At 64.2% G+C, this 22,664-nt stretch carries 18 protein-coding genes; 4 read left to right on the plus strand and 14 right to left on the minus strand.

What is annotated here, in order from left to right:
- Positions 1-3: 3 nt before the first annotated feature.
- Positions 4-1,590 (plus strand): DHA2 family efflux MFS transporter permease subunit, encoded by a 1,587-nt coding sequence (locus AC1ROT_RS00155; RefSeq protein WP_492996797.1) that lies wholly within the window; start codon positions 4-6, stop codon positions 1,588-1,590.
- Complete coding sequence (locus tag AC1ROT_RS00160) at positions 1,587-2,216, plus strand: TetR/AcrR family transcriptional regulator (protein WP_492970719.1); 630 nt, start codon at positions 1,587-1,589, stop codon at positions 2,214-2,216. Before AC1ROT_RS00155 ends, AC1ROT_RS00160 begins: the two co-directional genes overlap by 4 nt.
- 16 nt (positions 2,217-2,232) lie before the next feature.
- Here the strand turns inward: AC1ROT_RS00160 and pepN are convergent, their stop codons facing one another.
- Entirely contained in the window at positions 2,233-4,854 is a 2,622-nt protein-coding gene (gene pepN, locus AC1ROT_RS00165) for an aminopeptidase N (protein ID WP_492996798.1), read from the minus strand.
- A gap of 18 nt (positions 4,855-4,872) precedes the next feature.
- Positions 4,873-8,346 (minus strand): DNA polymerase III subunit alpha, encoded by a 3,474-nt coding sequence (gene dnaE, locus AC1ROT_RS00170; RefSeq protein WP_492996799.1) that lies wholly within the window; start codon positions 8,344-8,346, stop codon positions 4,873-4,875.
- A 483-nt stretch (positions 8,347-8,829) separates the two neighbouring features.
- Here dnaE and AC1ROT_RS00175 point away from each other — a divergent pair, with 483 nt between their 5' ends.
- The gene (locus tag AC1ROT_RS00175) at positions 8,830-9,873 is read left to right on the plus strand and encodes a Rieske 2Fe-2S domain-containing protein (protein ID WP_492996800.1); all 1,044 of its coding nucleotides are present in this window, start codon (positions 8,830-8,832) and stop codon (positions 9,871-9,873) included.
- 93 nt (positions 9,874-9,966) lie between these two features.
- On the plus strand, positions 9,967-10,494 hold the full coding sequence (locus AC1ROT_RS00180) for a GNAT family N-acetyltransferase (protein WP_492996801.1): 528 nt from the start codon (positions 9,967-9,969) through the stop codon (positions 10,492-10,494).
- Here AC1ROT_RS00180 and AC1ROT_RS00185 read toward each other — a convergent pair.
- The 12 genes from AC1ROT_RS00185 to AC1ROT_RS00240 all read right to left on the minus strand — a co-directional run bounded on the left by AC1ROT_RS00185 (position 10,491) and on the right by AC1ROT_RS00240 (position 22,662).
- Positions 10,491-11,558 (minus strand): GGDEF domain-containing protein, encoded by a 1,068-nt coding sequence (locus tag AC1ROT_RS00185; RefSeq protein WP_492996802.1) that lies wholly within the window; start codon positions 11,556-11,558, stop codon positions 10,491-10,493. The two genes, AC1ROT_RS00180 and AC1ROT_RS00185, sit on opposite strands and share 4 nt — an antisense overlap.
- A 35-nt stretch (positions 11,559-11,593) precedes the next feature.
- Positions 11,594-12,274, minus strand: coding sequence for an ABC transporter ATP-binding protein (locus AC1ROT_RS00190; protein ID WP_492970713.1), 681 nt, complete (start codon positions 12,272-12,274; stop codon positions 11,594-11,596).
- Positions 12,267-13,520, minus strand: a complete 1,254-nt coding sequence (locus AC1ROT_RS00195; protein WP_492970712.1) for a lipoprotein-releasing ABC transporter permease subunit — start codon at positions 13,518-13,520, stop codon at positions 12,267-12,269. Before AC1ROT_RS00195 ends, AC1ROT_RS00190 begins: the two co-directional genes overlap by 8 nt.
- Positions 13,521-13,538: 18 nt before the next feature.
- Positions 13,539-14,867: a proline--tRNA ligase gene (proS, locus tag AC1ROT_RS00200; RefSeq protein WP_492970711.1), complete on the minus strand. Its 1,329-nt coding sequence runs from the start codon at positions 14,865-14,867 to the stop codon at positions 13,539-13,541.
- 80 nt (positions 14,868-14,947) lie between these two features.
- Positions 14,948-15,451, minus strand: coding sequence for a hypothetical protein (locus tag AC1ROT_RS00205; protein ID WP_492996803.1), 504 nt, complete (start codon positions 15,449-15,451; stop codon positions 14,948-14,950).
- A 245-nt stretch (positions 15,452-15,696) separates the two neighbouring features.
- Positions 15,697-15,960 (minus strand): DUF1467 family protein, encoded by a 264-nt coding sequence (locus AC1ROT_RS00210; RefSeq protein WP_492996804.1) that lies wholly within the window; start codon positions 15,958-15,960, stop codon positions 15,697-15,699.
- 29 nt (positions 15,961-15,989) lie between these two features.
- A complete protein-coding gene (gene mce, locus AC1ROT_RS00215) occupies positions 15,990-16,394 on the minus strand; it encodes a methylmalonyl-CoA epimerase (protein WP_492970708.1) in 405 nt (134 codons plus the stop codon).
- A gap of 87 nt (positions 16,395-16,481) precedes the next feature.
- A complete protein-coding gene (locus AC1ROT_RS00220) occupies positions 16,482-18,140 on the minus strand; it encodes a ribonuclease J (RefSeq protein ID WP_492996805.1) in 1,659 nt (552 codons plus the stop codon).
- Positions 18,140-18,904, minus strand: a complete 765-nt coding sequence (locus AC1ROT_RS00225; protein ID WP_492996806.1) for a type III pantothenate kinase — start codon at positions 18,902-18,904, stop codon at positions 18,140-18,142. The genes AC1ROT_RS00220 and AC1ROT_RS00225 overlap by 1 nt, the downstream gene beginning before the upstream one ends.
- A gap of 14 nt (positions 18,905-18,918) precedes the next feature.
- Positions 18,919-19,659 carry a biotin--[acetyl-CoA-carboxylase] ligase gene (locus tag AC1ROT_RS00230; protein ID WP_492970705.1) on the minus strand — a complete coding sequence of 247 codons (741 nt, stop codon included), beginning with the start codon at positions 19,657-19,659 and terminating at the stop codon, positions 18,919-18,921.
- Between the two features lie 28 nt (positions 19,660-19,687).
- Positions 19,688-21,121 (minus strand): NADH-quinone oxidoreductase subunit NuoN, encoded by a 1,434-nt coding sequence (nuoN, locus tag AC1ROT_RS00235; RefSeq protein ID WP_492970770.1) that lies wholly within the window; start codon positions 21,119-21,121, stop codon positions 19,688-19,690.
- A gap of 26 nt (positions 21,122-21,147) precedes the next feature.
- A complete protein-coding gene (locus AC1ROT_RS00240; RefSeq protein ID WP_492996807.1) occupies positions 21,148-22,662 on the minus strand; it encodes an NADH-quinone oxidoreductase subunit M in 1,515 nt (504 codons plus the stop codon).
- Between the last annotated feature and the right edge of the window lie 2 nt (positions 22,663-22,664).

Consider the following 22,664-nt stretch of genomic DNA (forward strand, 5'->3'; position numbering starts at 1 on the left):
GCCATGTCCGCCCCTGCTGCCACCATGACTGTACTGCCGGCCGACTCGCCGGCGATGCCGAAAGGCCGGCTGATCGGCTATTTCGCCATGGTGCTCGGCATGTTCATGGCGATCCTGGACATCCAGATCGTCTCGTCGTCACTGACCGAGATCCAGGCCGGACTCTCCGCCTCGGCCGACGAGATCAGCTGGGTGCAGACCTCCTACCTGATCGCCGAAGTGATCATGATCCCGTTCAGCGGCTATCTCTCGCGGCTGCTGTCGACCCGGGTGCTGTTCACCATCTCGGCCGCCAGCTTCACGCTGGCCAGCATCGGCTGCGCCATGACCACCAACCTGGAGGCCATGATCGTGCTGCGCGCGCTGCAGGGATTCCTCGGCGGCGCGATGATCCCCACCGTGTTCGCCAGCACCTACATGATCTTTCCGCGCAACAAGATGGCCGGCGCCACCGTCATCATCGGCCTGGTCGCCACGCTCGCTCCCACCATCGGACCGACGCTCGGCGGCTACCTGACCCAGCTGTTCTCCTGGCACTGGCTGTTCCTGATCAACATCATCCCCGGCATCATCGTCTGCCTGCTGGTCTGGACCTTCATGGATATCGACAAGCCGAACTACGCGCTGTTCAAGGGCTTCGACTATATCGGCCTGGCCTCGCTCGCGGTGTTTCTCGGCAGCCTGGAATATGTGCTGGAGGAAGGCACCCGCAACGACTGGTTCGCCGACGCGGAGATCCGCAACTTCACGGTCGCCTGCATCATCGGTGCGGCCGTGTTCTTCTGGCGCAGCCTGACCTACAGCAATCCCATCGTGGACCTGAAGGCCTTCCGCAACCGCAACTTCGCCACCGGCTGCCTGTTCAGCCTGACCATCGGCGTCGGCCTTTACGGCCTGGTCTACCTGCTGCCGCTGTATCTTGGCCGCGTGCGCGGTCTGAACAGCCTGCAGATCGGCGAGATCATGTTCGTCACCGGCCTGGCGCAGTTCTTCTCCGCGCCGGCCGCCGGCTTCCTCGCCCGCAAGGTGCCCGACCCGCGCCCGGTCCTGGCCTTCGGCTTCGCCCTGCTGGCTGCCAGCACCTGGAGCATGACCGGCCTGACCGGGGACTGGCAGTTCGACGAGCTGTTCCTGCCACAGATCATGCGCGGCATGGCGCTGATGTTCTGTATCGTGCCGATCAACGTGATCGCACTGGGTACCCTGCCGCAGCAGGAACTGAAGAATGCCAGCGGACTGTACAACCTGACCCGCAACCTTGGCGGCGCCTTCGGGCTGGCCGGCATCAACACCATCATGACCGAGCGTACCAACTTCCACTGGAACCGCCTGGTCGACTTCGTCAATCCCGGCCGCGTCGAGGTACAGCAGTATATCGACAACATCGGCAACCTGTTCGGCGACCGCATCGCCGGCGACCCGACCGCATTCGCCATGAAGATGCTGGGCAACAAGGTGCAGGGCCAGGCCTATATCATGAGCTTCATCGACGTCTTCACCCTGCTGTCGATCCTGTTTGCCGCCGCCGCCGTGGCCGTCATCCTCGCGCAGAAGCCCAAGCAGGCGCCAGCGCCGGGAGATGCGCATTGAGTGCCCCCGCTCCGAAACGCGGCCGCCCGGCCGATCCGGCCAAGCGCGAGGCGATCCTGGAGACCGCGCGCCGGCTGTTCCTCGAACACGGCTACGGCATCGGCCTGGACGTCATCGCGGCCGAAGCCGGTGTGTCGCGTCAGACCATCTACAACCTGTTCGCCTCCAAGGACGAGCTCTTCGCCGCCATCGTGCAGGCGACGTCGCAGACCATCACCGCGCCGCTGGCCGACCTGAAGCCCGGCGCCATGCCGCATCAGGTTCTGACCCTGCTGGGCGAAGGCTTCCTGCGCACGCTGTCGTCGGAACGCTCGATCAACCTGCAGCGCCTGCTGATCAATGCCGCCGCGCAGTTCCCCACCATCGGCCCGACCTTCTACGAGAACGGCCCGGGCCGCGGCCTGACCCTGCTCGCCGCCTATCTGCAGCGCGAAACCGAATCCGGCCGGCTGACCATCAGCGACACGCGCCTGGCCGCCGAGCAGTTCTTCGGCATGCTGATCGGTCATAACGCCATGCGCCGCCTGCTGCATATCCGCGAGACGCCCCTGAGCGAGGCGGAAATCCGCCAGCGCGTCGACAGCGCCGTCACGGCTTTCCTGCGCGCCTACTCGCCAGCACCTTAAGTCAGGGGCGCCCTGATCAGACCAGCGACTTCGACGCGACCTCGAAGACATCGCGCGACAGGTTCGGCACCGCCAGCACGCGTTCCAGCTGCGCCTTCATCCTGGCCTGACGACCGGTATCGAAACGCTTCCAGCGCCCGAGCGGCGCCACCAGACGGGCGGCGATCTGCGGATTGACGGCAGCGAGGTCGAGGATGCGGTCGGTATGGAAGGCATAGCCAGAGCCGTCGGCGGCATGGAAGCGCAGCGCGTTGGCGGCGAAGCTGCCGATCAGCGACCGTACCTTGTTGGGGTTCTGCATCGAGAAGGCCGGATGCGACAGCAGGGCCTTCACCTGCTGCAGCGTATCGGGCAGCGACGAGATCGCCTGCAGCGCCAGCCATTTGTCGATCACCAGACCATCGCCGGCGGCGCGCGTGTAGAAATCCTCCAGTGCGGTCTGGCGCTCCGGGCCATCGAGATCGACCAGCAGGCGCAACGCGGCCATACGGTCGGTCATGTTGTCGGCGGTTTTGTACTGCGTGAAAATCATCTGACGCAGGCCGGAGTCATCCTCCGCCAGGGCCGAGAGGTAGGACAGCGCGGCATTCTTGAGCGCACGCTGGCCCGCCGGACCGGCCGCCGGGCTGTAGGCGCCGGGCACGGTGTTGCGCTGGTAGATCTGCTCGAACTGCGGCCGGAAGGTTTCGGCGATCTGCCGGCGCAGCGCCTTGCGCGCCGCATATACGCCCTCGACATCCACCACCGCCATGCGGTCGGCGATATAGTCTTCGGATGGCAGCGCGATGGCTTCGGCGACAAAGGCCTTGTCGAGGCCATGATCGTTCAGGATCAGACCGACCGCCTCGATGAAGGCCGGATCGAAGGCCTGGCGCGGCTGCGCTACCCGCTGCAGCAGCAGGTCGGTGGCATATTGCTGGCCAGCCTCCCAGCGTGCGAAGGCGTCTTCGTCATGGGCCATCAGAAAGGCGCGTTCGGCGCCGCCCTGCTTCGAGACGATATTGACCGGCGCCGAGAAGCCACGATTGAGCGAGACAGCTTTCGGCTCGGGCACGCCGGCAAAGCGGAAGGTCTGTTTCGCGCCGGTCAGCGGCAGCACGCGGCTGGTGGCGGCTTTGGCCTCGCCATCCAGTTTCAGCGGAATGCCCTGGCCCTGCGCATCCAGCAGGCCGACGCGAAGCGGAATCAGCATCGGCTGCTTGTTATCCTGGCCCGGCGTCGACGGCACGGTCTGCTGCACGGTCAGTTCATAGACGCCGGCTCCGGCATCGTAACGGCCTTCCACCCTGACCTCCGGCGTGCCGGCCTGGGCATACCAGAGCCGGAACTGCGCGAGGTCGACGCCGCTGGCATCGGCCATGGCGTCGACGAACTGGTCGCAGGTCGCAGCTTCGCCATCGTGGCGTTCGACATAGAGCTTCATGCCCTTCTGGAAATCGGCCTCGCCCAGCAGGGTGTGGATCATGCGGATGACTTCCGCGCCCTTCTCATACACCGTCGCCGTATAGAAGTTGTCGATGGCAATGTAGGAGTCCGGCCGGATCGGATGCGCCATCGGGCCGGCATCTTCCTGGAACTGGCGGGCGCGCAGGTTGCGCACATCCTGGATGCGCTTGACCGGACGGGCGCGCATGTCGGAGGTGAATTCCTGGTCGCGGAAGACGGTGAGGCCTTCCTTCAGGCTGAGTTGGAACCAGTCGCGGCAGGTGATGCGGTTGCCGGTCCAGTTGTGGAAATACTCATGCGCCACCACAGCCTCGATGCCGGCGTAGTCGAAATCGGTGGCGGTGTCGGGATCGGCCAGGATGTATTTGTCGTTGAAGACATTCAGGCTCTTGTTCTCCATCGCGCCCATGTTGAAGGTGCTGACGGCAACGATATTGAACAGGTCGAGGTCGTATTCGAGGCCGAAGCGAGTCTCGTCCCAGCGCATGGAGCGTTTCAGCGCATCCATGGCATAGCCGGTACGGTCCTGCTTGCCGTGTTCGACAAAGATGCGCAGGGCCACCTTGCGGCCGCTCTGCGTGGTGAAGCTGTCTTCCGCCACCGCCAGATCGCCGGCAACCAGCGCGAAGAGATAACAAGGTTTCGGGAACGGATCGGCCCAGACGGCGACATGACGGCCATCGGGCAAGGCGCCCTCTTCCACCAGATTGCCGTTCGACAGCAGCACCGGGCAGGTCGCTTTATCCGCACGGATCGTGGTGCGATAGACCGCCATCACATCGGGCCGGTCGAGGAAATAGGTGATGCGGCGGAAGCCTTCCGCCTCGCACTGGGTGCAGTAGGTGCCGGCCGACTGATAGAGCCCCGAAAGCTGGGTGTTGCCCTTCGGGTTGATCTTCGTGACGATCTCCAGCGTGAAGCTGGCTGGCGGAATGAAAATGGTGAGGCTTTCGGCATCGGTCGTGTAGGCGGCGCGGTCCAGCGCCTTGCCGTCGATGGCGATAGACAGCAGCTCCAGGTCCTCGCCATCCAGCCGCAGCGGCGCACCGGCGGTTTCCGCCGTCAGCGCCAGGGTCGATTTCACAATGGTGGCTTCGGGCGCCAGATCGAATTCCAGATCGACCGTCTCGATGCGGTAATCCGGCTTGCGGTAGTCCTTGCGGTGGATGGTCTGGGGCTGCGCGGCGGACATCGTATACTCCGAAGATCGTCAGATATCGTAAACCTCGACCACGCCGGGCAGCACCCGGATCTGGTGGCGCACATTCGGCGTGATGGCATAGGCGACCGGCAGCTTGAGATCGGCTTCCAGTCCACCGGGCAGGCCCGGCTCTTCCAACTTCAGGCCCAGCAGCACCTGGCCCTTGCCGCGGCCGGCCTTGTCGAGCAGGCCCTTGATCTGTTCGAAGGGCTGCGCGTTGTCGACCAGGATCTTGATGCCGGCGGCGGCGCGCGCCGCCACATCATCGAGCTTCTCGACGCCCTGCCCGTTCAGCTTGGGCTGTTCGCCATCCACCTTGGCCGACATGCGCCAGACCACATTGGTGCCGGGCTCCAGCAGGTCGCGATACTGCGCCAGAACCTCGGAGAACAGCATCACCTCATACATGCCCGACGCATCCGAACACTGGACGAAGGCAAAACGGTTGCCGGTCTTCTGCGAGGTGCGCTCCTGTTTCGAGATCACGGTGCCGGCGATCTTGAAAATCTGGTCGCTGCTGTGCAGCTGCTTCAGCATCTCGGTATAGCGTTTGACGCCGACACGGTTCAGCGTCGCCTGATAGGCATCCAGCGGATGGGCCGAAAGATAGAAGCCGATGGCCTCGAATTCCTTGGCCAGCTGCTCCATCGGGGTCCAGTGCTGGCCCTCGGGCAGCTTGGGCAGACGCTCTTCGGTCTTGCCGCCACCGAAGAGATTGACCTGGTTGGAAGCGCGCTCTTCCGCCTTGCTCTGGGCGTAGCGCACCAAGGTTTCCAGTCCGGCCAGAACCTTCGAGCGGTTTTTCTCCATGCTGTCGAAGGCGCCGGCCTTGGCCAGGTTCTCCAGCATGCGCTTGTTCAGCGCCGAGGGCTCGACGCGGGCGGCCAGATCGAACAGCGACTTGAACGGGCCGTTCTTCTCGCGCTCGGCCACGATCTGCGCCATCGGCGCGGCGCCAACATTGCGCACGGCCGAGAGCGCATAGCGGATCGCACCCTTCTCGTGCTTGTCGTATTCGACCGAGAACTCGACCTTCGATTTGTTGATATCGGGCGGCAGCAGGCTGATGCTCTGGCGCGCGCATTCCTGGCGGAAGACGTTCAGCTTGTCGGTATTGGAAATATCCAGCGTCATCGAGCCGGCAATGAACTCGACCGGAAAATTCGCCTTCAGATAGGCGGTGTGCCAGGCGACCAGTGCATAAGCCGCCGCATGGCTTTTGTTGAAGCCGTAGCCGGCGAATTTTTCCACCAGTTCGAAGATGAAGGCGGCGCGCTCCGGCTCGACGCCCTTGTCCTTGGCACCGTTGACGAAGCGGTCCTTCTGCGCGTCCATCTCGGCCTTGATCTTCTTACCCATGGCGCGACGCAGATTATCGGCTTCGCCCAAAGAGTAGCCGGCCAGGACCTTGGCGATTTCCATCACCTGTTCCTGGTAGATGATGACGCCGTAGGTTTCCTCCAGCACCGGCTTGAGCCAGTCGTGCAGGTAGTCGGGCTTTTCCTTGCCGTGCTTACGCGCGATGTAGCTCGGGATATTCTCCATCGGACCCGGGCGATACAGCGCCACCAGCGCGATCAGGTCCTCGAAGGCGTCGGGCTTCATGTTGCGCAGCATGTCGCGCATGCCGCTGCCTTCAAACTGGAACACGCCGACCGCATCGCCGCGCCCGAGCAGCTCGAAGGTCGGCTGATCGCTGAGCGGGATGGCGGCCAGATCGATGGCGGTGCCATTCGCACGGATCAGATCGACCGCCTTTTCCAGCACGTCGAGCGTCTTCAGGCCGAGGAAGTCGAACTTGACCAGGCCGGCGGCCTCGGCGTATTTCATCGAGAACTGGGTCGCCGCCATCGAGGCGTGGGGATCGCGGTAGAGCGGCACCAGTTCGACCAGCGGCCGGTCGCCGATCACCACGCCGGCGGCATGGGTGGAGGCGTTGCGGTACAGGCCTTCCAGTTTCAGCGCGACATCCATCATGCGCGCCACGCCCTCGTCGGCGTCGCGCTCCTCGCGCAGGCGAACCTCTTCCTTGATCGCCTGGGCCAGGGTCACCGGGTTGGCCGGGTTGTTGGGCACCAGCTTGCAGATGCGGTCGACCTGGCCAAGCGGGAGTTGCAGCACGCGGCCCACGTCTCGCAGGGCGGCACGGGCCTGCAGTTTGCCGAAGGTGATGATCTGCGCGACGTTGCTGGCGCCGTATTTCTTCTGCACGTAATGGATCACCTCTTCGCGGCGTTCCTGGCAGAAGTCGATATCGAAGTCAGGCATCGAGACGCGTTCCGGATTGAGGAAGCGTTCGAACAGCAGACCGAAGCGCAGGGGATCGAGATCGGTGATGGTCAGCGCCCAGGCGACCACCGAGCCGGCGCCCGAGCCGCGGCCCGGCCCGACGGCGATGCCGTTGCGCTTGGACCACTGGATGAAGTCGGCCACGATCAGGAAGTAGCCGGGGAATTTCATGTTGATGATGGTCTGGCATTCGAATTCCAGACGGTCGTAATAAACCTTGGCCTGCTCCGGATCGGTCACCTCGATCTGCTGCAGGCGCTGCTCCAGGCCTTCGCGCGCCATACGGCGGAGCATATCGGCCTCGGACTCACCCGTGCCGTCGCCGAAATTCGGCAGGATCGGCTGGCGCTCGTTTGACTTGACCGCACAGCGGCGGGCGATCACCAGGGTATTGTCGATGGCTTCCGGCAGATCGGCAAACAGCGCGCGCATCTCTTTCGCCGACTTGAAGCGGTGTTCGGGCGTCACCCGGCGGCGGTTCTGCTCGCCCACATAGGTGCCTTCCGCGATGCAGAGCAGCGCGTCATGGGCCTCGTACATATCCTCGTCGGGGAAATAGCAGTCGTTGGTGGCGACCAGCGGCAGGTCGAGCGCATAGGCAAGATTGAGCAGGGCCGGCTCGGTCTTGGTCTCGATGGCCCAGCCATGGCGCTGGATCTCGACATAGAGCCGGCCGGGGAAAAGCTGTCTGAGCTGTTCGAGCTGCTGGCGGGCGGCATCGGCCTGACCCTCGTTCAGCAGCCGGACGATGGCGCCCTGGGGGCCGCCGGTCAGGCAGATCAGGCCCTCGCCGTACTGTTCCAGGTCGGCCCACTGCACCTGGGCCACCTCGCCCGGCGGCGGCTCCAGATAGGCCTTGGTCGAAAGCTTCATCAGGTTGGCGTAGCCGGCTTCGTTCTGGGCCAGCAGTACCAGGCGGTCGGGATCGGGCTTGCGCAGGGTCTTGCCGAAGGAGGCCTGCTGCTGGTCGGCGCGGGCGAGGTTGAGCTGGCAGCCGATGATCGGCTGGATGCCCTTGCCCGCCATCTCCTTGGAGAATTCCAGCGCCCCGAACAGATTGTTGGTGTCGGTGATGGCCACCGCCGGCATGGCATGCTTGAGGCACAGCTCGGCCAGTTTGGGCAGGCGGATGGCGCCCTCGGTCAGCGAGTAAGCCGTGTGGACCCTGAGATGGACGAAGTCGGCGTGGCTCATGACTCGTATTCGATTCCTGTTCCTGCCTTACGATACGCGACCTAGGCCCCTGAAACCAGAACGCCTGCTATCCGAATCCCAAAGAGAGTGTGGCGAAATTGTGTTGATTCCCAATATCTTGTGGATAACCCCGGTTCCTCAGGTACAAGTTCAGGAACAGCCGCGGACGAATCCCAGATACAGGCGAACGAAGCAGAAATCCCGACTAGGGCTTGGCTTCGGGATAAGGTCCGATTCCCCTGTGCGCCGCCGCGCCTTCGTCTTGCTTCGTTTGGCTTCGTTCCGCTTCGTTTGGCTTCGCGCGGCTTCGTTCGCGCTTCCCATGGCTTCATCCGGGCTTCGTTTGCATTCGTTTTGCTTCGTTTCGCCTTGTCCTTGCCTGGCGCGCTTCATCGCTCTACCTAAAGGAACATAGTGCGAACGACTGGCCGTTCAAGGGGCCGCGTGCTAGGGATGGGCTTTCCAGCCCCTGGCCCGGATTCCATGAGCGATCCCAAGTTCCTGCTGACCGATATCTGGTACTTCGCCCTGCCCGGCGGCCAGCTCAAGCCCGGTGCCATGACGACCAAGCTGCTGCTGGGCCAGCCGGTGCTGTTCGGCCGGACCAAGGCCGGAGACGTCTTCGCCGTCCGCGACATCTGCCCCCATCGCGGCGTGCCGCTCTCGGAAGGCAGCTTCGACGGCCAGGACGTCCAGTGCCCCTACCATGGCTGGAAGTTCGGGGCGTCGGGTCAGTGCACCCACATCCCGTCCCTGGTCGAAGGCCAGGATTTCGACATCACCAAGATCAGGGTGAAACGCTATCCGGTGCGCGAGCAGAACGGCCTGGTCTGGATCTGGATGGCCGCGGACAGCAAGTCCGAGCCCGATGAAGATCCGCCGGCGCTGCCCGAACTGCCGGCCGGCGCCCTGCCGGCCCTGACCAAGGCGATGCTGTTTCCCTGCGCGATGGACCATGCGGTCGTCGGCCTGATGGACCCGGCCCATGTGCCCTTCATCCACCGTTCCTGGTACTGGCGCACCGGCCCGATCAAACTTAAATCGAAAGCGAAGGAATTCGGTCCAAGTCCTTATGGTTTCGTGATGAAGCGCCATAAACCCGCGATGACTCTGGCTTATAAAATCCTCGGCGCGGCACCGGAAACCGAGATCAGCTTCCGCCTGCCCGGCGTGCGCGTCGAGCATATCCGGATCGGCAAGAACAGCGTCTGGAACTTCACGGCGGTGACCCCCATCGACGATACCCAGACCGAAGTGACCAACATCTTCTTCTGGACCATGCCCTGGCTGGGACTGCTGAAACCGGTGGCGCTTTACCTGATGGATCACTTCCTGGGCCAGGACCGCGACATCCTGATCCGCCAGCAGCGCGGCCTGAAATACGATCCCACCCTGATGCTGATCCGCGATACTGACACCCAGGCCCGCTGGTATTACCAGCTCAAGAACGAATACCAGCGCGCCCGGGCCGAGGGGCGGCCCTTCGTGAACGCGGTCAAGGACACGGTGCTGCGCTGGCGGAGCTGACGCCTGCCGAATTGTCCCGGTGACATTTCTCCGGCTTGACCATCAGGCGACCTTCCCATGGGATGCGCGCCCGACAAGACGAGGAATGCCCCGATGGTCCGCCTGGAAACCGAACGCCTGATCCTGCGCCCGCCGCAGAAAGAAGATTTCGAAGCCTGGTGCGCCTGGGGTGCCGACGAAGAGGTCATGACGCATCTGGGCGGCGTGATGCCGCCGCCCCTGGTCTGGCGCTCGCTCTGCACCATGACTGGCTCCTGGGCAATCAATGGCTTTTCCATGTTCTCGGTGATCGAGAAATCAACCGGCCGCTGGGTCGGCCGCCTAGGCCCCTGGCAGCCGCATGGCTGGCCCGGCACCGAGGTCGGCTGGGGCCTGATCCGCGATGTCTGGGGCAAGGGCTACGCCACCGAGGGCGCAACGGCGGCCATCGACTGGGCGTTTGACACCCTGGGCTGGACCGAGGTGGTCCATACCATCGCGCCGGAGAATGTGAACTCGCAGGCGGTGGCAAAGCGGCTCGGCTCAACCATCCTGCGCGACGGCTGGCTGCCCGTGCCGATCAACCATGCGATCGTGGTGTGGGGCCAGAGCAGAGAACAGTGGAAGGTGCGGCGGGCTTAAGCCGCCATCGCCGTCTCGACCCGATTGCGGCCGTTTTCCTTGGCGCGGTAGAGCGCGCCGTCGGCCAGATCGAGCGCCTCGGTCCAGTCATGGCCTTCCACCGTCAGCGGCGCCAGGCCGAAGCTGGCGGTCGGCCGCATGATGCCTTTCGGCGTCTGCACCTGCAGCCGCTCGATGCAGCGGCGCAGGCGTTCGGCCAGGCCGAGCGCGGCCTGCGGCGCGGTTTCCGGCAGCAGCACTGCGAATTCCTCCCCGCCGATGCGGGCCAGCAGGTCGATGTCGCGGATCTCGAACTGGCAGACCTCGGCCACCTGCTGCAGCACCAGGTCGCCGGCGGCATGGCCATGCTCGTCGTTGATGCGCTTGAAGTGGTCGAGATCGAACAGGATCAGGCTGGCCGGGCGACCGTAGCGGATGCTGCGGCTCCATTCCGCCGCCGCCACCTCGGAAAAGCGCCGGCGGTTGACCAGTCCGGTCAGGCTGTCGGTGCGGGCCTCGCGGGCCGCCACCTGTTCCTGGCTCCAGGCGCGCTGCAGCGCCGCCTCGAACTTGGCTGCGGTCGCCATCGCCAGCACGATGCCGAGCACGGCCAGCATGACGATATTGCCGACCACCAGGCCGCCATAGCCCTTGGCCAGCACCACGGCCAGGATCGCGATGGCCGCCAGAATACCACCGAGCAGAGCATCGCGCCGCACCGGCAGCACGCTCGGGATCCAGAGATAGATGAAGACGAAATTGGACAGGCCGTAGAGCAGCCCGTCATTCAGCGCAGACACCGCGCCGGCCATACCGAAGGGCACGGTGACCGTATGGATCAGCACCAGACGGCGGTAGAGCCCGTAGGTCTTTTTCTGCGAGACGATCCAGAGGCTGTGGACCAGGACGATGGCCAGGGCCGTGCCGATGCGCCACAACAGCGCTTCGTTGGCATGCACGGCGTCGACGAACCGGTCCCAGATGTTGAAGGCGAGGATCAGCGCGGCGAAAGCGAAGGCGCGTTTGGTGCTGTCGCCGCTGATGCGGAGCGCCAGATCGTCTTCGTAACCGGCTTCGACAGACATCGCGTCGGTCGCAGGGCGACTGGAGGGCATAGGAATCAGGCCGCCTTCAGCAGCCCCTCATGCAGCGTGACGACACGGTCCATACGCTGCGCCAGCTCGAGATTATGCGTGGCGATCAACGCGCCGATGCCTGTATTGCGCACCAGCCCGGTCAGCTCGCCAAATACCACCTCGGCCGTCTTCTCGTCTAGGTTACCAGTCGGTTCGTCCGCCAGCAGAAGATCCGGCTTGCCCACCACCGCACGGGCAATCGCCACGCGCTGCTGCTCGCCACCCGACAGCCGCGCCGGACGATGATCGAGGCGGTGACCGAGCCCCAGATGCTTCAGCAGGTCGCCGGCGGTCTGCTTCGCTTCGCCTGCCCCCTGCCCGCGCACGCGCAGCGGCATAGCGGCATTTTCCAGCGCCGAGAATTCCGGCAGCAGATGATGATACTGGTAGACGAAGCCGAGACGATGGCGCCGCGTCTGCGTGCGCTCGGACTCGCTCATGGCGCTGCAATCCTGACCACCGATGACGATGCGGCCGGACGACGGCTGCTCCAGCAGGCCGGCGATGTGAAGAAGCGTCGACTTGCCCGAGCCCGACGGGCCGAGCAACGCCACGATCTCGCCGCGTTTGACGGCAAGCTCGACACCGCGCAGCACGGCAATGTCTTCGCCGCCCTGGCGGAAGCTGCGCTGGATGTTTTCGAGCTGAAGGACGATCTCACTCATAGCGCAGCGCCTCCACCGGATCGAGGCGGGCGGCCCGCCAGCTCGGATAGAGCGTGGCCAGCAGGGTCAGCGCCAAGCCCATGATGACCACATAGGTCACCTCGGTGCTGTCGACCTTGGCCGGCAGTTGCGACAGGAAATAAATCTCTGCAGGAAACAGCTGCCAGCCGGTGAGCGTCTGCAGGAACTGGCGGATGCTTTCGATATTCAGGCAGAAGGCCAGCCCAAGGGCGAAGCCGAAGCCGGTGCCCAGCACGCCGATACTGGCGCCGGCGATGACGAAGACGCGCATGACGGTGCCGCGCGAGGTGCCCATGGTGCGCAGGATGGCGATGTCGCGCCCCTTGTCCTTCACCAGCATGATCATGCTGGAGATGATGTTGAAGGATGCCACCACGATAATCAGGGTCAGGATCAGGAACATCACGTTGCGCTCGACCTGCAGGGCGCTCACAAACTGGGCGTTGGCCTGCTGCCAATCGTAGATGCGGTAGTTCGGTCCCAGCCGCTGCAGCACCTGGCGGCCGAAGGCGCGGGCCTGATCGGGGTCGGACAGCCGCACTTCCACACCGCTGGCGGCATTCTGCAGGCGGAAATAAGTCTGGGCGGCGACAAAGGGCAGATAAACGAAGGCCGAGTCATATTCGAACATGCCGACATCGAAGACGGCGACCACCTTGTAGCGCACCAGGCGCGGCACGCTGCCGAACGGCGTGGCGTTGGTCTGCGGCGAGATCAGGGTGATGTCGTCGCCGACCCGCAGGCCGAGCTTGCGCGCCAGACGATGACCGATCACGGCGGCATCGTCGCCATCGAAATCGCGGATATTGCCTTCGCGGATGCCCTTGGCGATGGCGCTTTCCTTCATCAGGTCGGCCGGACGCACGCCGCGCACCATGACGCCGGAGGCGCCACGGTCGGCGGTGGCCATCACCTGGCCCTCGATCATCGGGTTGGCCATAGTCACGCCGGGCATCTGGCTGACGGCATCGGTGACGAACTGGAAATCACGAATGATCGGCGCCTGGTCCGACTGGATGGTCAGATGGCCGTTCAGGCCGAGGATGCGGCCGACCAGCTCGGCGCGGAAACCGTTCATCACGCTCATCACGATGATCAGCGTCGCCACGCCCAGCATGATGCCGAGGAAGCTGAACACCGCGATCACCGAGATGAAGCCCTCCTGCCGCCGCGCCCGCAGGTAGCGCAGCGCCAGCATCCATTCGAAACGCGAGAAGAACGGCATCCGGTATCCTTGGTTGGATCAGGCGTTGCGCGCGGCAGCCAACTTGGCCAGCACGGCATCGACGGTCAGCTCTTCCTTTTCGCCGGTGGCGCGGTTCTTCACCTCCAGCGTGCCGGCCTTGACGCCGCGCGGGCCGACGGTGACCTGATACGGCAGGCCGATCAGGTCCATGGTGGCGAACTTGGCGCCGGCGCGCTCGTCGCGGTCGTCGTAGAGCACGTCAAACCCGGCGGCCTTCAGCTTCGCATAGAGGTCTTCCGCGGCCTTGTCGCAATCGGCATCGCCGACCTTGAGATTGATCAGACCGACATGGAAGGGGGCGACGCTCATCGGCCAGATGATGCCGTTGTCGTCATGACTCGCTTCGATGATGGCGCCGACCAGGCGCGACACGCCGACACCGTAAGAGCCCATCTCCAGCGTGATCGCTTCACCGCCCGGACCCTGAACCACGGCGCCCATCGGCTTGGAATACTTGGTGCCGAAATAGAAGATATGGCCGACCTCGATGCCGCGGGCCGCCACCTGGCGCTCCTTGGGCAGCGCCTCGAAACGGGCCGTGTCATGCTTCTCTTCGGTGGCCGCATAGGGCGCGGTCCAGCTATCCACGATGGGCTGCAGGTCGCCATTGTAGTCGACGCCCTCGCCCAGCACGTCGCGCTCAACCAGCGCCTTGTCGCAAAAGACGCCGCTCTCGCCGGTCTCGGCCAGGATGATGAATTCATGGCTGAGATCGCCGCCGATCGGGCCGGTATCGGCCTGCATCGGGATCGCCTTCAGACCCATGCGGGCATAGGTGCGCAAGTAAGCGACGAACATGCGGTTATAGGACCGGCGCGCACCGGCCTGGTCCAGGTCGAAGGAATAGGCATCCTTCATCAGGAATTCGCGGCCGCGCATGACGCCGAAGCGCGGACGCACCTCGTCACGGAATTTCCACTGGATGTGATAGAGGATCTTCGGCAGGTCGCGGTAGCTCTTCAGCTCGCCGCCGACGATGTCGGTCAGCATTTCCTCGTTGGTCGGGCCGTAGAGCATCGGGCGCTCGTGACGGTCGGTGATGCGCAGCATCTCCTTGCCGTAATCCTCATAGCGCCCGCTCTTCTGCCACAGCTCGGCCGACTGGATGGTCGGCATCAGCAGTTCCTGGGCGCCGGCATTGTCCTGCTCCTCGCGCACGATCTGCTCGATCTTCTTCAGCACGCGATGGCCGAGCGGCAGCCAGGTGTAAATGCCGGCAGCGGTCTGGCGCACCATGCCGGCACGCAGCATCAGCCGGTGGCTGACGATCTGGGCTTCGCTCGGATTTTCCTTGAGAACGGGCAGGAAGTAGGTGCTGAGACGCATCGTCGGGTTGTCCTGGAGATCGTGCGGTGATGGCGGGATAATGGGGCGTTTTTAAGGCCCTGCCTCCCCCGGGGCAATGACTAGCGGCGCGGCTGCGGTTTCGACAGATAGTCGCGGCAGGCCACGGCCAGGGCATCTTCCGTGGGCGGGGTGACGGGCTGGCCGTTCAGCACCACTTTGCCGGTCGTTGTATCGATGCTGACCTTGCCGACGGGCAGTTCGGAGCGGCCGATACCGGGCGGACGGGTGCCGGGCAGTTCGCTCAGCGGGATCACCACCGGCAGTTCGATCGGCCCCTCGAAATAAGCCGGCGCATTGCTCGGCAGGTCGGCCGGCGCGATAGGCCGCCCTCTGCTGTCGACATCGCGGCCGGGCTGGTAATTCACGCCCGGATCGGGCTGGTGCTGCACCACCATGCCCCGCTGGGCGATCAGGCGGCGGCAATCGGCGGCATTCAGGGCCACAACAACCGGCAGCGTACCCGAGTCGCCCGGCTTCTGACCCGGCTGGGTGGCAGTCTGGGCCACAACCGGCAGGGTTGCCGTAAGGGTAGTCAGCAGGGCGATCATCGAAAAAAGCCGCATACATCCACCCTCGACCGGCATTATTACCAATTTGTTAGAGTCCTATAACTTTTTGGATGACAACGGTTTCATCAATCGGTATATAAATTACGCAACCGCTTGGTAACAGGCGGCCCAAGTCTGGGGAGGCTTAAACTTACCCGTGCGAGACGGGGTACGGAGCGAGGCATGTCCTTGCTCCTTTTCTTTTTCTGGGGCACCCCTTCCCCAAAATTCCCGCAAAAGTAGAGAAGTGTCGACGCAGCCTAGCTACCGCGTCCGAACAGGCTGGTCAGCCCCAGCAGGTCGTAATAACCGACCACATAGTAGATCCCGAAAATCACCCAGCTGATGCCGAAGGTCAGCAGGAATTTGAAGCCGAGCCGCGGATTCGAGGGGGCCGAATCCGCCTGCCCCTCGACCAGCTCCTCGCCCGCTTCAGCCGCAGTGCGCACGCCGATCGGCAGCACGCAGAACAGCGTGACCATGTAGATGATCACGAAAGCGATGCCGTTGTTGTACCAGGTCATGACGCGGACTCTTTGCTGGGACGGCCTGATCAGACCTGTTCGATTTCCACCAGAGTGCCGGCGAAGTCCTTGGGATGCAGGAACAGCACGGGCTTGCCGTGGGCGCCGATTTTCGGCTCGCCATCGCCCAGCACGCGCGCGCCCTGCTTTTTCAGCTTGTCGCGCGCCGCGATGATGTCTTCCACCTCGTAGCAGACATGGTGCATGCCGCCCGAGGGGTTGTTGGCCAGGAATTTGGCGATGGTCGAGCCCTCGCCAAGCGGATGCAGCAGCTCGATCTTGGTGTTGGGCAGCTCGACGAAGACGACGGTAACGCCGTGGTCGGGCTGGGCCAGCGGTGGCGAGACTTTCGCGCCCAGGGTATCGGCATACATCGCCGCGGCGGCGGCGAGGTCGGGGACGGCAATGGCGACGTGGTTGAGGCGGCCGATCATGTCTGCGTTTCCTGCTGGTCTCTTCTGCACTGCAATATGAGGCCGGAAACGCCCGCCGACAAGATGCTTCGGTGACGCAGCCTGCCCCTAGGCCAGCCGCAGGATATGGACATGCATCAGTGGCTTGCGGCCGGTCAGCTCGCGGATATAGCCACGCAGCGCCTTGAGCGCCGCCTGCTCCAGGGCGCTGTCGTCCCGGATACTGTTTCCCAACCCGTCGATGGCCTCGGCAATCTCCTCGGCCACCTCGTCCTCGATCTCGTCGACCTCGAAATTCACCACACCGGCCAGGCTGACCCGGGGCGGCGCCTTCAGCCTGCCGGCGCGGTCCACCACCAGGCTGATCGAAACGGCGCCGTTGAAGGCCAGCTTGCGCCGGGCCTGCAGGGTGCCGCCCTGCAGCGGAATCAGCTCGTCGCCGTCGATGGCGAGGCGCCCGGCGGGCACCTGCTCCACCACATCGGGCAGGCCCGGCGCCAGACGGATCAGGTCGCCGTTGCGCGGCACGATGCCATGCGGCACCTGCAGGCTCTGGGCGAAGCGCGCATGCTCCACCAGATGCCGCGGCTCGCCATGCACCGGCACGGCGATCTGCGGCCGGGCCAGGGCATACATCTCGGCCAGTTCGTCGCGCGAGGGATGGCCGGAGACATGCACGAAGGCATCCTTCTCGGTGATCACCTCGATGCCGCGGCTGACCAGTTCGTTATGCAGCTTGAACAGGGTGCGTTCGTTGCCCGGGATGATCTTGGAGGAAAACACCACGGTGTCGCCGGGCGAAACCACCACATGGGGATGGTTGCCAAAGGCGATGCGGGCCATGGCACCGCGCACCTCACCCTGACAGCCGGTGCAGATATACATGATCTTGTCGCGCGGCAGGAACCCCGCTTCGCGGTCGTCGACCAGATTGGGGATATGCTTGAGGTAGTTGTTCTCCTGCGCCGCAGCGAGGAAGCGATGCAGCGAGCGGCCGATCAGGCAGATATGGCGGCCGAGCTCGTTGGCCACCGCGAACAGCGTTTCCAGCCGGGCCAGGTTGGACGAGAAGGTCGTCACGGCGATGCGGCCGGGCTTGTCGCGCAGCAGCGGGATCAGGCTGTCATGCACCGCGCCCTCGGACCCGGATGTGCCACGGCTGAACACATTGGTGCTGTCGCAGACCAGCGCCAGCACGCCACGGTCGCCATAACCGCGGAGCGCCTCGACTTCGGTGACCGGCCCCAGCATCGGGCGTGGATCCAGCTTCCAGTCGCCGGTATGCAGCACCACGCCGCGCGGCGTTTCGATGGCCAGCGCCTGGCTCTCTGGCGTGGAATGGGTGATGTTCATCGAGCGGATCCTGAACGGCCCCAGCTCGATCAGGTCGCCCGGCTGATAGATATGGACCGGAACCTCGTCCTCCATGCCCTTCTCGGCCAGCTTGCGGCGCAGCACGGAGGCGGCAAAGCCGGTCGCCCAGATCGGGCATTGCAGCTCATCCCAGACATGGCTGATGGCGCCGAGATGGTCTTCATGAGCATGGGTCAGCACGAGGCCGAGCAGCTGCTCGCGGCGGTCGGCGATCCAGGCCACATCCGGCACCACCATATCGACGCCGGGCATGTTGTCGTCGGCAAAGCTGGTGCCCAGATCGACCATCAGCCACTGGTCGTTATAGCCATAGAGATTGAGATTCATCCCGATCTCGTTCACGCCGCCGAGCGGGAGAAAATACAGGCTGTCGTTTTCGAGGCGCGCGGACATTAGATCGTACTACGGCGGTATATCTCGATCAGGCCGCGCACGGTGATATCGGGCACGTTCTGCTCGATCACATCGGTCGAGCCATCGAAGACCGGCGCCAGGCCGCCGGTGGAGATCACTTTCATCGGCCGGCCGAACTCGGCCCTGATGCGGGCGACGATGCCATCGATCAGGCCGACATAGCCCCAGAACACGCCGGAATGCATGCAGGCCACCGTCGTGGTGCCGATCACGCTCTTGGGTTTCTCCACGACGATGCGCGGCAACAAAGCCGTGGCGCTGACCAGCGCCTCGATGGAGAGGTTGATGCCCGGCGCGATCACGCCGCCGCAATAGCTGCCTTCCTCGTCCACCACATCGAAGGTGGTGGCCGTGCCGAAATCGACCACGATCAGTGGCGTCTTCGGGAACAGCACATGGGCGCCGACGGTGTTGCAGATGCGGTCGGCGCCGGCCCCCTGCCCCTTCACCTGGATGCCGTATTTCACATTGGGTTCGCCGAGCACCAGCGGCTCGGTATCGAAATAGCGGGTGCAGAGCCGGCGCAGGTTGAAGGTGGCCTGCGGCACCACGCTGGCGATGATGGCGCTGCGCACGCTTTTCGGGTCGATGCCCTCGATCTGCATGAGCTGCAGCAGCCAGACGGCATGCTCGTCGGCGGTGCGCATGGCCGAGGTATGCTGGCGCCATTCGCCGACGATACGGTCGCCGTCGATGACGCCGAACTTGACGTTGGTATTGTTGGCATTGATGGCGAGCAGCATGGATGCCTCTCGGTTCAGACGCCGGGATCGACAACTGGGAAGACGTCGCCGGCAGTCACAGTCTGCATGCGACCGTCGGGCAATTCCAGCAGCAGCGCGCCGCCATCATCCAAAGCGGCAAAGCGGCCCTGCAGTTCCCGGTCCGGCAGCCGCACAATCACGGGCTGGCCCAGGCCCTGGGCCCGGGCGAGCCAGGCCGCGCGCACCGGCGCGAAGCCTTCGGCCTGCCAGCGACCATACCAGTAGCCGTACCGCGCCAGCAGCCAGTCGGCGAAAACCCGCGGCGTGACATCGATGCCATGCCGGCTGAGGTCTGTTACCGGATAGGGTGTGCCCTCGGGGTGATGCTTCAGGTTCACGCCAATGCCGACGGTGACCCAGTCGAGCGCAGCCTCGGGCGTGGTGCGGGATTCCAGCAGGATGCCGGCGACCTTGGCGCCGCCGACCAGCAGGTCGTTGGGCCATTTACAGGTGACGGGCGATGTCGTGCCGGCCAGGTCGACCGCATCGGCCGCTGCCACGCAGGTGAGAAAGGACAGGGTCGCCGCCTGGGCGGGACTCACGCGAGGCCGGAGCAGCAGCGACAGGAACAGGTTGCCCGGCGGCGATTCCCAGGCACGACCGCGCCGGCCGCGACCGGCGGTCTGCTGCGCCGCCAGCACCGCAAGGCCCTCACCCGCGCCGGCCTCGGCCTGGCGGCGGATCTCCTCGTTGGTGCTGTCGATGGTGTCGAACGCCCGGAGATCCCACTTCATGGGAGCCCCCGGGTGTGTGTGACGGAGATCAGGGGAACAGCGACTTGGCTGCCGCGCCGGCCAGATTGAGCATCGGCGCCGGGATGACGAAGAACAGGATGGTGAAGAGACCGGTCACGGTCATCACCACGCCCAGCTCGCTGCCAATCGGCTTGGCCAGCGGCGCGGTCGCCTCGTCGAAATACATCAGCTTGACGATGCGCAGATAGTAATAGGCGCCCACCACCGAGCTGAGCACGCCGATCACCGACAGCACATAGAGCTTGGCGTTGATGGCGGCCATAAAGACATAGAACTTGCCGAAGAAACCGGCCAACGGCGGCACCCCCGCCAGCGAGAACATGAAGGCAGCGAGCAGCAACGCCATACCCGGATGGGTCTTGGCGAGACCGGCGAGATCGGCCACCCCTTCGACCATCTGCCCGTCACGACGCATGGACAGGATGATGGCGAAGGTGCCGACATTCATGGCGAGGTAGATCGCCAGATAGATCAGGATGCCGCGCACGCCCTCTTCGGTGCCGGCCGCCAGGCCGATCAGGGCATAGCCGACATGGCCGATGGAGGAATAGGCCATCAGGCGCTTGATATTGGTCTGGGTGATGGCGGCGAAGGCGCCCAGCAGCATGCTGAGCACCGAGATCACGATGATGATCTGCTGCCAGTCGGCGCCGATGGCGCTGAACGGCGTCAGGATGGCGCGCACGAACAGCGCCATGGCCGCCACCTTGGGCGCCACGGCGAAGAAGGCTGTCACCGGCGTGGGCGCGCCCTCATAGACGTCCGGCGTCCACATATGGAAGGGCACGGCCGAGACCTTGAAGGCCAGGCCGGCCGAGAGGAAGACGATGCCGACCACCAGGCCGATCGAGCCCTGGTGCGAGCCGGCCAGCGCCTTGGCGATCAGGGCGAAGTTGGTCGAGCCGGCGAAGCCGTAGATCATCGAGGCGCCGTAGAGCAACATGCCGGACGACAGCGCGCCCAGCACGAAATACTTGAGGCCGGCTTCGGTGGCGCGGCCGGAATCGCGCTTGAAGGCGGCCAGCACATAGAGCGACAGCGACTGCAGCTCAAGGCCGAGATACAGCGCGATCAGGTCGTTGGCCGAAACCATCATCAGCATGCCGGTGCTGGCCAACAGGATCAGCACGGGATACTCGAAGCGCTCCATCTTCTCGGAGCGCACATAGCTGAGCGACAGGATGATGGCGAAAGCCGAGCCGAGCAGGATCAGCACCTTGGCGAAACGGCCGAAGGCATCGGAAATGAACATGCCACCGAAGGTGATGGCGGTGGCGGCCGGCTGCATGACGACCAGCAGGATAGTCACCACCAGAACGCCGACGGCAAGCCAGGAAACCAGGCGGCTGGAGCTGTCGCCCTTGAAGACGCCGAGCATCAGCAGCGCCATGGAAGCGATGGCGAGGAAGAGTTCCGGATAGGCCGGCGCCAGAAGCGGCATGGTGGCAGCAGTCACGGGGTCAACTCCTAACGGGCAGCAGTGGCCAGCGCCTTGGCGGCGGCCATCGCGGTCTGGTGCTGGTCAAGCAGATGCTTGACCGACACAGCCATCACATCGAAGAACGGTGCGGGATAGATGCCCATCCACAACGTCATGATCACCAGCGGCGCAAAGATCGCGATCTCGCGCGGAGTCATGTCCACCATCGCCTTGAGGTCGGCCTTGGTCAGTTCACCGAAGACGACGCGACGATAGAGATACAGCGCATAGGCTGCCGCGAAGATCACGCCCGAGGTGGCGATCAGCGCCACCCAGGTATTGGCCTGGAAGGCGCCGACCAGGGTGAGAAGTTCGCCAACGAAGCCGCCGGTGCCCGGCAGGCCGACATTGGCCATGGTGAACAGCATGAACACCGTGGCGTATTTCGGCATGTTGTTGGCCAGGCCGCCGTAACGGGCGATCTCGCGGGTATGCAGACGGTCGTAGACGACGCCGACGCAAAGGAACAGCGCGCCCGAAATGATGCCATGGCTGAGCATCTGGAAGATCGCGCCTTCGATGCCCTGGGTGTTGAGCGCGAAGATGCCCATGGTGACGAAGCCCATATGCGCCACCGAGGAATAGGCGATCAGCTTCTTCATGTCTTCCTGCACTAGCGCCACCAGCGAGGCATAGACGATGGCGATGACAGAGAGCGCGAAGACGAAGGGCGCGAAATATTCCGAGGCAATCGGGAACATCGGCAGCGAGAAGCGCAGGAAGCCGTAACCGCCCATCTTCAGCAGCACGGCGGCCAGGATCACCGAGCCGGCCGTGGGCGCTTCGACATGGGCGTCGGGCAACCAGGTATGCACCGGCCACATCGGCATCTTCACGGCAAACGAGGCGAAGAAGGCCAGCCAGAGCCAGGTCTGCGCCTGGGCCGAGAACAGCCCGGTCTTCATCAGGCTCGGGATGTCGGTCGTGCCGGCGGTGAAATACATGTAGAGCAGCGCCAGCAGCAGCAGCACCGAACCGAGCAGCGTGTAGAGGAAAAACTTGAAGCTGGCATAGATACGGCGCTTGCCGCCCCAGATGCCGATGATCAGGAACATCGGGATCAGGCCCGCTTCGAACAGCAGGTAGAACAGCACCAGGTCGAGCGCGCAGAACACGCCGATCATCAGGGTTTCCATGACCAGGAAGGCGATCATGTATTCCTTGACGCGGGTGTCGATGGCTTCCCACGAGGCCAGGATGCAGAACGGCATCAGGAAAGTGGTCAGGATGACGAACAGCATGGAGATGCCGTCGACACCCATATGGTAGTTGATGCCGGCGCCGACCCAGGCGGCCTTTTCCACGAACTGGAAACTGGCCGTGCCGTTGTCGAAGTTGAACCAGATCAGTAGCGACACCAGGAAAGTGATCGACGTGGTCCACAGCGCCACCGAGCGGGCGTTGCGGGCGACCAGCTCTTCGGGGCCGCGCACCAGGAAGATGAACAGCGCACCGATCAGCGGCAGGAAGGTAACAATCGAGAGCAAGGGCATGCTGGACATGA

The sequence above is a fragment of the Ferrovibrio sp. GW821-FHT12E11 genome (assembly GCF_058806975.1).